The sequence below is a fragment of the Geodermatophilus sp. Leaf369 genome (genome assembly GCF_001424455.1).
Taxonomy (GTDB): Bacteria; Actinomycetota; Actinomycetes; order Mycobacteriales; family Geodermatophilaceae; genus Klenkia.
On the sequence record NZ_LMQA01000001.1, the window covers coordinates 1,550,702 to 1,563,259 of the forward strand.

The 12,558-nt window shown below is 74.1% G+C and carries 12 protein-coding genes; 5 read left to right on the forward strand and 7 right to left on the reverse strand.

From position 1 onward, the window contains the following. Positions 1-12: 12 nt before the first annotated feature. The 6 genes from ASG36_RS07670 to ASG36_RS07695 all read right to left on the reverse strand — a co-directional run bounded on the left by ASG36_RS07670 (position 13) and on the right by ASG36_RS07695 (position 5,825). Complete coding sequence (locus ASG36_RS07670; protein ID WP_055761498.1) at positions 13-1,020, reverse strand: D-alanine--D-alanine ligase; 1,008 nt, start codon at positions 1,018-1,020, stop codon at positions 13-15. Position 1,021: 1 nt separating this feature from the next. Beyond that, positions 1,022-2,263, reverse strand: coding sequence for a hypothetical protein (locus ASG36_RS07675; RefSeq protein ID WP_235494690.1), 1,242 nt, complete (start codon positions 2,261-2,263; stop codon positions 1,022-1,024). 68 nt (positions 2,264-2,331) lie between these two features. After that, positions 2,332-3,120: a TauD/TfdA family dioxygenase gene (locus ASG36_RS07680; protein ID WP_055761500.1), complete on the reverse strand. Its 789-nt coding sequence runs from the start codon at positions 3,118-3,120 to the stop codon at positions 2,332-2,334. 8 nt (positions 3,121-3,128) lie between these two features. Next, entirely contained in the window at positions 3,129-3,917 is a 789-nt protein-coding gene (locus ASG36_RS07685; protein WP_200944361.1) for an O-methyltransferase, read from the reverse strand. Next, the gene (locus ASG36_RS07690; protein WP_055761503.1) at positions 3,914-5,146 is read right to left on the reverse strand and encodes a sedoheptulose 7-phosphate cyclase; all 1,233 of its coding nucleotides are present in this window, start codon (positions 5,144-5,146) and stop codon (positions 3,914-3,916) included. The genes ASG36_RS07685 and ASG36_RS07690 overlap by 4 nt, the downstream gene beginning before the upstream one ends. 16 nt (positions 5,147-5,162) lie before the next feature. Then, the gene (locus ASG36_RS07695; RefSeq protein ID WP_055761506.1) at positions 5,163-5,825 is read right to left on the reverse strand and encodes an HAD family phosphatase; all 663 of its coding nucleotides are present in this window, start codon (positions 5,823-5,825) and stop codon (positions 5,163-5,165) included. A gap of 355 nt (positions 5,826-6,180) precedes the next feature. Between ASG36_RS07695 and ASG36_RS07700 the strand changes: the two genes are divergently transcribed. The 4 genes from ASG36_RS07700 to ASG36_RS07715 all read left to right on the forward strand — a co-directional run bounded on the left by ASG36_RS07700 (position 6,181) and on the right by ASG36_RS07715 (position 9,513). Then, the gene (locus ASG36_RS07700; protein WP_055761509.1) at positions 6,181-7,614 is read left to right on the forward strand and encodes a GuaB1 family IMP dehydrogenase-related protein; all 1,434 of its coding nucleotides are present in this window, start codon (positions 6,181-6,183) and stop codon (positions 7,612-7,614) included. After that, a complete protein-coding gene (locus tag ASG36_RS07705; RefSeq protein WP_055761512.1) occupies positions 7,611-7,958 on the forward strand; it encodes a metallopeptidase family protein in 348 nt (115 codons plus the stop codon). The genes ASG36_RS07700 and ASG36_RS07705 overlap by 4 nt, the downstream gene beginning before the upstream one ends. Before the next feature lie 81 nt (positions 7,959-8,039). Then, positions 8,040-8,372, forward strand: coding sequence for a co-chaperone GroES (locus ASG36_RS07710; RefSeq protein WP_235494691.1), 333 nt, complete (start codon positions 8,040-8,042; stop codon positions 8,370-8,372). A 7-nt stretch (positions 8,373-8,379) separates the two neighbouring features. Beyond that, positions 8,380-9,513, forward strand: coding sequence for a VanZ family protein (locus ASG36_RS07715; protein WP_055761515.1), 1,134 nt, complete (start codon positions 8,380-8,382; stop codon positions 9,511-9,513). Positions 9,514-9,614: 101 nt separating this feature from the next. Here ASG36_RS07715 and pheA read toward each other — a convergent pair whose 3' ends face one another. Further along, positions 9,615-10,547 (reverse strand): prephenate dehydratase, encoded by a 933-nt coding sequence (gene pheA, locus ASG36_RS07720; RefSeq protein ID WP_055761518.1) that lies wholly within the window; start codon positions 10,545-10,547, stop codon positions 9,615-9,617. Positions 10,548-10,675: 128 nt separating this feature from the next. On the opposite strand from pheA, the gene ASG36_RS07725 reads away from it, so the two are divergent. Then, positions 10,676-12,490, forward strand: coding sequence for a GGDEF domain-containing protein (locus ASG36_RS07725; protein ID WP_235494694.1), 1,815 nt, complete (start codon positions 10,676-10,678; stop codon positions 12,488-12,490). Positions 12,491-12,558: the final 68 nt, after the last annotated feature.

The following is a 12,558-nucleotide window of genomic DNA, read 5'->3' on the forward strand; positions in this document are numbered from 1 at the left end:
TAGGTGCCGGCCTCAGCGGGCCAGGGCGCCCGCGATGCCGGCGGCGAACAGCTCGGGCAGCTCGATGCCGGCGGCCCGGGCCATCGTCGGGATCACGCTCTGCCGGGCGAAGGAGTTGTAGAGCCCCGCCTCGAGGAACCACGGCACGCCGTCGGGGTCGATCCGGAAGTCGAACAGCGAGTAGTCCCGGCAGCCCAGGGCGACGTGGCAGGCCCGCGCGGCCTCCCAGACGGCGGCGTTGGCCGGGTCGTCGGCCGGGACGATCCACACCGTCGGGGTGTCCTTGGCCATCAGGCCCAGGGTGCCGTCGTCCGCGCGCCGGATCTTGTCCTCCGCGGTGCGCACCTGCCGTCCCTCGCCCAGGCCGTACTCCTCCAGCGGCAGCGGTACGAGCTCGCCGTCCCGGACGACGACGCCGCACCGCACCTCGCGGCCCAGCGGCACGAACTGCTCGACCAGGGCGCCGTCGGAGTGCTCCCAGGCGGCCGCCAGGGCGGCCGGGTAGTCGTCGGTGTCGTGCACGAGCGTCACGCCGTGGGAGTTGTCGGCGTCCACCGGCTTGACGACGACGGGCGGCGCGAGCGTGGGCTCCTGCCCGCGCGCCAGCACCTCGCCGTCCGGCACCCGGACGCCGGCAGCGGCCACCACGGCCTTGGCCCGGGCCTTGTGCGCACCCAGCGCCATCACGTCGGGGGCGTTGCCGACGTAGGCGATGCCCAGGGTGTCCAGCAGCGAGCGGTAGTGGGTCATGCCGGGGATGCAGAACATCTGCGGCAGCGCGACGTCGACGTCCAGTGCGGTGAGCCGGGCGATGCCCGCCCCGATGGGCATCGGCTCGGCATCGGCCAGGGCGTCGAGCGTCTCGGGGAAGCGCCACGAGCCGTCGGGCGAGACGTGGGCGACCACGTGCTCCCAGCCCGGGCCGACGTTCGCCAGGCAGTCGGCGGCGTAGAGCCGGGACAGGTCGTCCATGAAGGCGCTCGTGGGCGAGCCGACGAGGTGCAGCACGCGGGTGGTCATCTCAGTCCCCTGCCGGCATGACGAGCTTGCCGATGTTGAAGTCGATCCGGTTCCACGCGCCGCCGGTCAGCAGGTTCTTCCACAGCAGCAGCGGGATCTGCACGTGGTGCAGCACGAGGTGGGGCAGCGGGTCGGCCCGGTCGAACACGGCGTCCTTGCCCTCCCGGACCACCCGCCAGCGCTCGGCGGCGGTGCGCGGGGAGCTCAGCGCCCGCCACAGCTCGTGGTAGCTCCAGTAGGTCGGCCGGCTGGTGGGCAGCGGCTCCAGCGGGGTGTCCCGCGGCTCCAGGTACGCGTCCGCGAGCCCGGGGTGGTCGTAGAACATGGTGATGGCCGAGTGGGTGCGCGGGTTGCACTCGATGGCGAACGGGGTGCCGTCGGCCTCCTCCAGGAAGTCGAAGGACACCTGCCCGGACAACCCCAGTTCGCGGACGAAGGTGGTCACCCACTCCCGGATCCGGGGCCGGTCGACCTGCGCGTAGTTGACCTGGAACGCCGAGGACGGGCAGCAGCACCAGACGGTGACGACGCCGTCCCGGGCGGTGGAGTGCGTGCAGACCTCCGCGCCGGCGACGAACTCCTGCAGGATCCACGGGTTGTCCGCCGAGATGGGCTTGCCGGCGAGGAACGCACGCGTCGCCGCGCGGGTGGGCAGCGGCAGCTGGGTGAGGTCCAGGCGGTGCACCGGGTCGTAGGCGATCGACTTGAGCACGTAGGGCCTGGGCCGGCCGCTGAAGTCGAAGTCGAGGACCTGCTGCGGGTCGGTCACCAGGTGCGTGTCGGGCACGCTGAGCCCCAGCGAGGCGGCGAGCTCGGTGAACCGGTGCTTGTCGTCCAGCGTGCGGACCATCTCCGGCTCGAGGCTCAGCACCTCGCAGTGCCCGGCGAGCACCTCCGCCGACGCCGCGTCGAACTCCGAGGCGACCGGCGAGCAGACCGGCACGTACAGGTCCACGCCCTCGGCCTGCACGATGCGCAGCAGCGCGTCGGCGTAGCCGGGGTCCCGTGGGTCGGGGACGACGTGGAAGGCGTCGACGGCGCGGGAGAAGCGGTGCCCGGTGAACCGGTAGGTGTCCTTCTCCACCAGCACCACCCGGTGCCCCGCGGCGTGGAAGGACCGGGCCAGCTGCAGTGCCTTGGTCATCTTCCCGCCGCTGATCAGCACGGTCTTCCGGTCCGCCGCCGGTGCGGGGCGCGCGGCGCGGGTGCTGACCAGCGCCGCTGCGGTCACCGCGAGGTCCACCGGCAGCGTGAGGGTCAGCGCCGCCAGTGCCCCCAGCGACCGCAGCGGGGTGGGCCGGGGTCGGGTGGTCAGCGGTCCAGCCCGTAGTCGGCGACCATGCCGCGGTGCATCACCCGGTCGCCGACGACGACGGAGTGGTCGCCGCGGTGCAGCACGCAGCCGTTGTCCCACATGACGACGTCGCCCGGGGCCCAGCGGTGCGCGTGGCTGTTCTCCTCGGTGGTCGAGTGCGCGTACAGCTCCGCGACGACCTCGGCGGCCGCGGCGTCGTCCAGCCCGCTGACCGCGGCGCAGCGCTTGGGGGTGGACATGTAGAGCGCCGTCCGGCCCGAGAGCGGGTGCGGGCGGAAGACCGGGTGCTCGGCCTGCGTCTCGTCGTCCTCGGTCAGCAGGCTCGGGTCGATGCCGGTCACCACGTGGGTGATGGTCGCGCCCTCGAGCCGGGCCTTCACGTCGTCGCCGAGCGTCTCGTAGGCCCGGTACTGGTTGGTGAACACCGTCTCCCCGCCCTGGCTGGGGATCTCCACGGCGCGCAGCGCGGTGTAGGCCGGCGGGGTGGAGAGGTAGGAGCTGTCCACGTGGAAGGTGCTGCGCGGCGGCTCGGTGCGGCCCACGTTGCTGATCACGTTGAGGTCGGGGAACCCGTCGACCGGGGTCTCCCCGGCGGTGAAGGTCAGGGGCCCGAAGCGCTGCAGGAACGCCAGGAACGCGTCGTCGTCGACGTGCTGGTCGCGGAAGACGACGACGCCGTGCTCGGCGAGCAGGCTGCGCACCTCGCCGATCTGCTCGTCGGTCAGCGCGGCGATGTCGGTGTCGGTGAGCTCGGCGCCCAGCGGCTGGAGGGTGGTGGTGTGCACGGGGGTCCTCAGCTGTCGGTGCGGCGGATCAGGGTGATCCCGTCGCGGAGGGGGACGAGCACCTGCTCGACCCGGGGGTCGGCGGTGACGGCGTCGTTGAACGCGGCGATGGCCTCGCCGTTGGCGGTGCGGTCCCCGGCCCAGGGCTGGCCCTGCATGAGCGTGTTGTCCACGACCACGAGACCGCCGTCGGCCAGCAGGCCGCCGTGCAGCACGGTCTGCAGGTAGCCGGCGTACCCGGCCTTGTCGGCGTCGACGAAGACGACGTCGAACACCTGCCCCTCGGCGACCAGCGCGGCCAGCGTGTCCGCCGCCGGGCCGACCCGGACGTCGATCGTGCCGCCGTCCGGGGACTCGTCGAAGCACTCCCGGGCGAAGGCGGCGACGTCGGCGTCGAGCTCGCAGGCCACGACCTCACCGCCGGCGGGCAGCGCCTCGGCCATCGCCAGCGCCGAGTAGCCGGTGAACATGCCGACCTCCAGCACCCGACGGGCCCGCGCCGTGCGCAGCAGGAACGCCAGGAAGCGGCCCTCCACGTGCCCGGACAGCATCTCGGCCTCCAGCGAACCCGACCACGCCGCGGCCAGGGTGCGCTCGGCGAGCAGGGCGAGCGCCGGGGACTCCGGAGTCGTCTGTGCCTCGAGGTAGGGCTCGAAGCCCACCGCGAGGTCCCGGATGCCCTCGAGCTCGGCGCGGACCTCCTCGGGCACGCCGTCCAGGCGCCCGCAGACCGCGTCCAGCCGCGCCGCCAGGATGCCCAGCGGCGTGACCGGACGCAGCCCTGCCGACACCGTCACGGTGCGGCGACGACGGGGCTCGTGCGGGGGACCATGAACGCGTCGACACCGGCACCCTCGCGGGGCAGCGCGGACACGACCTCGCGGTGCAGGTCGAGGGTGCGGGCCAGCTCGGCGTCGTCCACGTCGTTCATGAACGTGCACTCCCCGATCGGCTTGGGGGCCGCGGCGCGCAGCAGGCCGTCGCGGGTCTGCAGGATGGACTTGGTGGACTCCTGCAGCAGGTCCGCGGTCAGGTACGGGGTGTCGATCGTGAGGCCCAGCCGGCTGAACAGCGCGAGCACCCGGTCGCGGTCGGCGACGGTGATGTACCCCCGCGCGGCGGCCAGGGTCGCCGAGTAGGCCATGTCGACGCTGATCGCGTGCCCGTGGAAGAACGGGATCTCCGGGGTGAGCTCCAGCGTGGGGCTCCAGGTGTGGCCGTAGGCGATCACCCGGTCCAGGTCGAGCTCGGCGAGGTTGGGCACCTCGAGCTGCAGCATGGTGTCGATCGCCTCGTCGGTGACCTGGTCGGCGATCTTGCGGATCTCCGGGGTGCCGTCGAGGTGGCCGAAACGGGTGCGCAGCAGGTCCTCGCCGTGCTCGTCGAGCAGGTCGAAGACGGTCCGGTTGGCGACGACGGCGATCTTGATCAGCTCGGCCATGCCGTTGCGCACCTGGTCCTCGGCGAGCGAGGCCAGGAAGGAGAAGTCCAGGAAGACCGTGGAGCTGGCGTGGTAGGCGCCCAGCCGGTTCTTGGCCTTGCCGTGGTTCACCGCGACCTTGATCGAGACGCTGGCGTCGATGAGGCCGATCAGCGTGGTGGGGATGCGGATGTAGGGCGTGGACCGCTTGTAGGAGGCGCAGGCGAAGCCGGCCACGTCGGTGACCAGGCCGCCGCCGACGACCAGCGGGGCCTCGGTGCGCAGCAGGCCCCAGGCGGAGAAGGCGTCGACGAGGCGCTCGAGGGTGGCCAGCGTCTTGTCGGTCTCGGCGATGGCCACCGGGATGACGGTCAGCGCGATGCCGTGGGCGTCGAAGTAGGCCTGCATCGTCTCGCGGTGCAGGGCCAGCACGTTCTCGTCGACGACGGCGAGGCAGCGGCCGGCGGCGCGGTAGCAGTCGGCGAGCTGCTCGTTCTCCGGCTTGAACACGCCGTCGACCGGGACGAGCCGGTACTCGGTCTTCTGCACGGCCTCGACGGTGAAGCCGCCGTCCTGGCGGGTCACGCTGGAGCTGAGGGTGGTCATCGGGGTCTCCTGGTGCTCAGGCCTGCAGCCCGGCGGGCAGCTCGGCGGGGTCCAGGTGGTCGACCACCCGGGAGGCGGCGCTGAAGTCGTGCGCGGCGGTGTTCTCGTTCGGGAAGGCCAGCACCGTGATCCCGGCGGCGTTCGCGGCCTGCACCCCGCCGGTGTTGTCCTCCACGGCGACGGCGTCGGCGGCGTCCACGCCCAGCGCGCTCAACGCGTGGGTGTAGGCGGCCGGGTCGGGCTTGGACTCGCTGACCACGGAGTTGTCGACAACGAGGTCGAAGTCGTCGAGCTGCAGGTCCTGGACGCCCTGGACCAGGCTGACGACGTTCTCCGGCGAGGTGGTGGTGACCAGCGCGACCTTGGCGCCGGCCTGCTTGGCACTGCGCAGGGACTCCAGCACGCCCGGGCGGGCGGTCAGGCCGCCGCGGCCCAGCTTCTGCTGGAACAGCTCGGACTTGGTGGCGTGCACGGCGGCGGCGTCGACGTCCTGGCCGCGGTCGGCTGCGTAGCCGGCGATGCGGTCGGCCCCGCCGTTGCCGCGGAGCATCTCGCGGTAGTCCTCGCGGTCCCAGCGCCAGTCCAGGTCGTGGGCGGCGAAGGCCTCGTTGAACGACTCGCGCTGGAGCTCGGAGGTGTCGGCCAGGGTGCTGATGGAACCGAAGAGCAGTGCGGACACGGGTGGGGACCTCGACTCGGTGGGGCCGCGCGCCCAGGAGAGGCGGTGCGACGTTCCGAGGGAGCCTACCCACGTAAGAGATCTTTACGCTGGCCGAGAGCCTGTGAAGTCACTGCCTGTTCACCACACGGCCCCGGCGCCTGCAATCCGATCACAGGACCGACGGGTCCGCGAGGCGGTCCCCTCCCCCTCCCCGCTCCCCCCTCTCCGCGGTGATCACGGGGTTCTCGCCGGACGACACGCTGGTGGTCGGCGCGTCCCTGGCGACAACCCCGTGATCACCGGGGAGGGGAGGAGGGAGGGAGGGAGAAGGGCGCTGCTGTGCGTGGGGGGCCCGGTGCGGGACGATGGGGTCATGCGGTTCCTGAACGACCAGCGCCCGGCCACGGACCTCACGTACGCCGACGTGTTCATGGTCCCCAACGACTCGACCATCGGTTCCCGGCTCGAGGTGGACCTGACCACGCCGGACCTGGTGGGCACCACGATCCCGGTGGTCGTGGCCAACATGACCGCGATCAGCGGCCGGCGGATGGCCGAGACCATCGCCCGGCGCGGTGGGCTCGCCGTCCTCCCGCAGGACATCCCGACCGACGTCGTCGGCGAGGTCGTCGGCTGGGTCAAGGACCGGCACCCGGTCTACGACACCCCGATCACCCTGGCGCCGACCGCCACGGTCGCCGAGGCGCTGCAGCTGCTCACCAAGCGCGCGCACGGCGTCGTCGTCGTGGTCGAGCACGGCCGCCCGATCGGCGTGGTCACCGACGGCGCCTGCCAGGGCGTCGACCGGTTCACCCAGCTGTCGGAGGTGATGGCCGCCGACCCGCTGACCATCCCCGCCGGCACCGACCTGCCCAAGGTCTTCGACGTGCTCTCCGAGGCCCGGGTGCACGCCGCCCCCGTCGTCGACGGCGACCGCCTCGTCGGCGTGATCACCCGCAAGGGCGCGCTGCGCAGCGCGCTCTACTCCCCCGCCCTCGATGCCGGAGGTCGCCTGCTGACCTCCGCCGCGGTCGGCATCAACGGCGACGTCGCCGGCAAGGCCGAGGCACTGCTCGCCCACGGCGTCGACGTGCTCGTCGTGGACACCGCGCACGGCCACCAGGCCAAGGCCGTCGAGGCCGTCCGCGCCGCCCGCTCGGTCGCCGGCTCCACGCCCGTCGTGGCCGGCAACGTGGTCACCGCGGCGGGCACCCGCGACCTGATCGAGGCCGGCGCCGACGTCGTCAAGGTCGGCGTGGGCCCCGGCGCCATGTGCACCACCCGGATGATGACCGGCGTCGGCCGCCCGCAGTTCTCCGCCGTCGAGGAGTGCGCCGCGGCCGCCCGCGAGGCCGGCAAGCACGTGTGGGCCGACGGCGGGGTCCGGCACCCCCGCGACATCGCCCTGGCCCTGGCCGCCGGCGCGGCCAGCGTCATGGTCGGCTCCTGGTTCGCCGGCACCTACGAGAGCGCCGGCGACGTCCACGAGGACGGCACCGGCCGGCTCTACAAGGAGAGCTTCGGGATGGCCTCGGCCCGCGCCGTCAAGGCCCGGACGTCGACCCAGTCCGGCTTCGACCGCGCCCGCGCCGGGCTGTTCGAGGAGGGCATCAGCTCCAGCCGCATGTACCTGGACCCCGCCCGCCCCGGCGTCGAGGACCTCGTCGACCAGATCGTGGCCGGTGTCCGGTCCAGCTGCACCTACGCCGGCGCCCGCACCGTCGACGAGCTGCACGAGCGTGCTGTGCTGGGGGTGCAGTCCGCGGCCGGCTACGAGGAGGGCCGCCCGCTGCCGACCAGCTGGTGAGGGCCCTCCCGCTCGAGGAGTTCGAGGACCTCGTCGCCGACGCCCTCGACCAGGTGCCGGCCGAGCTGATGGCCCTGGTGGACAACGTCGTGGTGCTCGTCGAGGACCGCAACGAGGACGAGCCCACGCTGCTGGGCCTCTACGAGGGCTACGCGCTGACCGAGCGCAGCTGGGACCTCTCCGGCCAGCTGCCGGACCGGATCATGGTCTACCGGGAGGCCATCTGCGACGTCTGCGAGACCGCCGAGCAGGTCGCCGACGAGGTCACGATCACCGTGGTGCACGAGATCGCGCACCACTTCGGCATCGACGAGGAGAAGCTGCACGAACTCGGCTGGGACTAAGGACCCCGTCGCCCCCCACACCTCGCTCCGCTCGCCGCGGGCCCCTGCGACGGGGCCGTTCCATCCGCTTACCGTGACGACGTGCCCGACGACGCCTCGCAGACCGGTCTGCCGATCAAGATGCTGCACGACCGGCTGCTGGTCTCCCTGCGCAAGGACGCCGGCGACCGGCGCAGCTCCGGCGGCATCCTCATCCCCGCCACCGCCCAGGTCGCCAAGCGGCTGATCTGGGGTGAGGCGCGCGGGGTCGGCGCGAACGTGCGACAGGTCAAGGTCGGCGACCAGGTGCTGTTCTCCCCCGAGGACCAGCACGAGGTCGAGGTGCACGGCGAGGACCTGGTGATCCTCCGCGAGCGCGACGTGCACGCCGTGGCGGCCGAGCGCATCGAGGAAGCCACCGGGCTCTACCTCTGACCCGCGCATGACCCTCTGGCTGGCCTCGGCGTTCGTCGCGGTCTTCCTGTTCGCCGGCCTGGTCGCCGTCACGTTCCTGCCGTGGCTGGCCGCCCAGTACCGCCGGTACGGCCGGCTGCGCGGCTGGCCGGCGGCCGTGTCGACCGCGGTGGGGCTCTACGCCTGCGGGCTGGTCGCGTTCACCCTGTTCCCGCTGCCCGACGAGCCACCCGGCGCCTGCTCGCGCAGCGCCACCTGGCAGCTGGTTCCCCTCGGCTCGGTCCAGGACGCCCTGGCCCGCGCCTCCGGCAGCGACCCGCTGGGCTTCCTGACCCACCCGGCCGTGCTCCAGGTGCTGCTCAACGTCGTGCTGTTCGTGCCGCTCGGCGTGCTGGCCCGCTGGCGCTTCGGCGTCGGGCTGCTCCCCGCGGTGCTGCTGGGCGCGGCCGTCTCGCTGGGCATCGAGACCACCCAGGGGACGGCGGTCCTCGGCGCCTACCCCTGCCCGTACCGGGTGGCCGACGTCGACGACCTGCTCACCAACACCCTCGGCGCCCTGATCGGCGGTCTGCTGGCCGCCCCGGCCCGCCGGCTGCTGCCCGACCCGGTGCCGGCCCCCGCCGCGGACCTGGAGCCCCCGACGCTGCCCCGCCGCGGGCTGGCCGTCGTCGTGGACCTGCTGGCCCTGGTGGCGGCCGCCGGGCTGGCCACGGTGACCCTGACCCTCGGGGTGGCCGCGGTGGCCGGTACCGCCGCCTTGGACACCACCACCTTCGACACCCTGCGCGCGGGCGCGGGCTACGCCGTCCCCGTCCTGCTGGTCGGCCTGCTCCCCCTGCTCGGCCGGCACCGCAGCACCCCGGGTCAGGCCGCCGTGGGGCTGACCGTCGCCGACCGGACCGGGACGACGGCGGCCCCGCGCGTCCGGGTGCTGCTGCGCTCGGTGCTGCACTGGGCCCCGCTCGCGGTGCTGGTGGACCTGGCCGACACCCCGCGGCAGACCGGCCTGGCGATCGCCGCGTGGCTGGCGGTGCTGCTCCTCGCCGTCCTCGTGCTGCCCGGACGACGCAGCCCGGGCGGGGTGCTCAGCGGCACCACCGTGGCCACCCGCGCCCGGGTGGACGCTGCCGAGACCCTCGTGGGTGACACAGCGCACGTGTGAAGGACCCGTCCGTCCATCGATCGAGGACGCAGGGGTTGCACCAGGCTCTGGGCGCAGCACACTGGGTGACCATGACCGGAGCCGGGGTGTGCGCAGCGGGGTCAGTGGCCCCGGCGCAGGTCGGCGAGCCAGTCGGCCGCGGCACCGAAGGCCGGGTCGCCGTCGGCGTCGAGCACGGGCTTGGGCGCCTGGCCGTCGTCGCGGGGGTAGGACCCGAGGAACCGGACCTCCTCGCACCGCCGGTGCAGCGCGGCCAGCGCGTCGCCCATCCGCGCGTCGGCGACGTGGCCCTCCACGTCGAGGGAGAAGGAGTAGACGCCCAGCCGCTCCCGGGTGGGCCGGGACTCCAGCCGGGTCAGGCTGATCCCGCGGACGGCGAACTCGGTGAGCAGGTCCAGCAGCGCCCCGGTCCGGTCGGTGACCACGCAGTGCACGGTCGTCTTGTCCGCACCCGTGGGCGCCGGCAGCCGGCCCGGCAGCTCCACCTGGACGAAGCGGGTGACCGCCCCGGGGTGGTCGGCCAGGCCGGTGGCGACGGCGTCCAGGCCGTAGCGCTCGGCGGCCAGCGCCGGGCAGACGGCGGCGTCGAAGGCGCCCTCGGCGACCAGCCGGGCCGCGTCGGCGGTGGAGGCCGCGGCGAGGACGTCGGCGGCGGGCAGGTGCTCGGCCACCCAGCCGCGGGTCTGGGCCAGCGCGTGCGGGTGGCTGGCCACCGAGCCCACCCCGTCCAGCCCGACACCGGGGCGAACGGCCAGCACGAAGTCGACGGCCAGGAACACCTCACCGGTGATGACCACGGGGTCCCCGGCGGCCAGTCCGTCCAGGGTCGGGGACACCGATCCCTCGACCGAGTTCTCCATCGGGACGAAGGCCGCGTCGACCTCACCGGCGCGCAGCGCGGCCAGTGCGGCGGGCACGCTGGCGGCCGGTCGCCGCTCCCCCTCGGAGGAGGCACCGAGACTGCGGAGGGCCGCCTCGGTGAAGGTACCCTCGGGCCCCAGATAGGCGAACCGCGTCGGGTGCTGCTGAGGCATCCGACGAGGGTAGTGCGGCCGGGTCGGGTCCAGTCCCCGACCCGGGGGGAGCTGCCTCGCCACCGGCCGGGAGCACGGACGCGGGGACCCCGCGCGTCCGGGCGACCCACAGGTGAGTGGAGGACGTGGTGAGCACCGGCATCCCGGCCCTCGTCGACGACGCCTTCCTCGCCCAGGCGCGCTGGACCCTGCTCGAGGCCAGCGACCGGGAGGACGCCCACGCGTTCCTGGACACCCTGGCCGCCGTCGAGGCCGACCTCACCGGAGCGGGCACCCCGCGCTGGGTGGCCTGGTCGCACGCCTTCGCCGCCCGCCGCCTGCTGGCCACCCACGACCTGGAGGCCGCAGCCGCCGAGGTCGCGGCCGCCCGCGCGGCGACCGAGTTGTGCCCGGCCGACGCCGAGCGGGCCCTGACGCTGGCCTACCTGGCGCACCTGGAGGTCAGCGGCGACCGCTCCGACGCCGCCATGCACCTGGCCGTCGACGCCAGCCTGCTCACCGACCAGGTGCCCGCCGACGACCCCAGCCGCGAGCTGCACCAGGCCCACCACTGGCTCTCCCTGGCCCTCACCCGGCTCGACCTGGAGGAGCTCGCGGTCGCCCAGGCGCTGCGCGGTCACCGGGTCGCCACCGCCCTGGGCGGGGTCGCCGACCGCTGGCGGCTGCTGCGGCTGTGCGCCCAGCAGCACGCCGAGCTGGCCCAGACCGTGCACCGCCGGGGGGACGAGGTCCGTGCTGCCCGGCTGGCCGCAGTCGCGCTGCGCTGCTCGCACGCCGCGACCGCGCTGGACTGGGAGCCCCCGGACGCCGAGAGCGACCTGCTGGCCGTCGTCCACGGCTGGGCCTTGACCCTGGCCGACGACCTGGACGACACCCTCCCGGCCCTGCGCCGGGTGCGCGGCCGGATCGAGGCCGAGGGCGGGCTGTGGCTGCTCGGGTACGCCGACCTGGCCCTGGCCCGGCTGCTCACCCGCACCGCCCAGCGCGAGGCCACCCGGGTCGGGAGCACCGAGGCGCCCGCGTCGGTCCGGCTGGCCGACGAGGCCACCGACCTGCTGGTCGCCGCGGCCGGCGCGTTCGCCGCCGTGGGCGACCGCCGCCGGCACCGGCAGTGCCTGCTCGAGCTCGGCCAGGCCACCGCCGCGCTGGGCCGGGCCGCCGAGGCCCTGCACTGGCTGGAGGCCTACCGGGCCGAGGCCTCCCAGGTGGCACTGCGCAGCCGCGAGCTGTGGGCGGAGATGTTCGTCCGCCGCAGCCGGCTGCGGGAGGCCGAGCGGCAGGCCGCGCTCATGCGCCGGCACGCCATGGAGGACCCGCTCACCGGGCTGGGCAACCGGCGCAGCGCCGAGCGCCGGCTCGCCGAGCTCGACCTGACCACCACCACCGCCTCGCTGGCCGTGGTCGACGTCGACCGGTTCAAGTCGGTCAACGACGACAACTCCCACCTGCACGGGGACGCCGTCCTGCGCCGGTTGGCCGACCTGCTCCGGCTGCACTGCCGCACCGGCGACGAGGTCTTCCGCTGGGCCGGCGACGAGTTCCTGGTGATCCTGCCCGGGGCGCACGAGGCGCAGGCCGTGGTCGCCATGGAGCGGCTGCGGGTGGCCGTCGTCGAGTGCCCGTGGGACGAGCTGGACCTCGCCGGACCGGTGACGGTGAGCATCGGCATCGCCACGACCCACCCGGACCAGACCGGACCGCAGAGCTGGCGGCAGCTGTTCGACAGCGCCGACCTGCACCTGTTCTCCGCCAAGCGCACCGGCCGCGACCGGGTCCGCACCGGCACCCCCGCCCCGGCCACCGGTCCGGGCGACACCGGCGCCGGGGGGCAGCCCTCGACCGCGCACGCCTCGGTCGACGAGCTGGTCGACGAGCTGCTGGGCGCCCGCACCCAGCGCCCGCCGGGCTGGGCGTTCGCACCCGACGACGAGCCGTCGTCGTGAGCGCTCCCCGACCCCGCCGGTCGGGTGCCGGGACGGGCGACCGACAGCACGGACGGGCGGACTCCCGG

What these genes read in the sequence shown, in the direction of transcription:
- pheA (WP_055761518.1), bottom strand. Translation starts at nt 10,547, where the DNA reads ATGCCTCAGCAGCACCCGACGCGGTTCGCCTATCTGGGGCCCGAGGGT.
- ASG36_RS07690 (WP_055761503.1), bottom strand. Translation starts at nt 5,146, where the DNA reads ATGACCACCCTCAGCTCCAGCGTGACCCGCCAGGACGGCGGCTTCACC.
- ASG36_RS07715 (WP_055761515.1), top strand. Translation starts at nt 8,380, where the DNA reads ATGACCCTCTGGCTGGCCTCGGCGTTCGTCGCGGTCTTCCTGTTCGCC.
- ASG36_RS07700 (WP_055761509.1), top strand. Translation starts at nt 6,181, where the DNA reads ATGCGGTTCCTGAACGACCAGCGCCCGGCCACGGACCTCACGTACGCC.
- ASG36_RS07670 (WP_055761498.1), bottom strand. Translation starts at nt 1,020, where the DNA reads ATGACCACCCGCGTGCTGCACCTCGTCGGCTCGCCCACGAGCGCCTTC.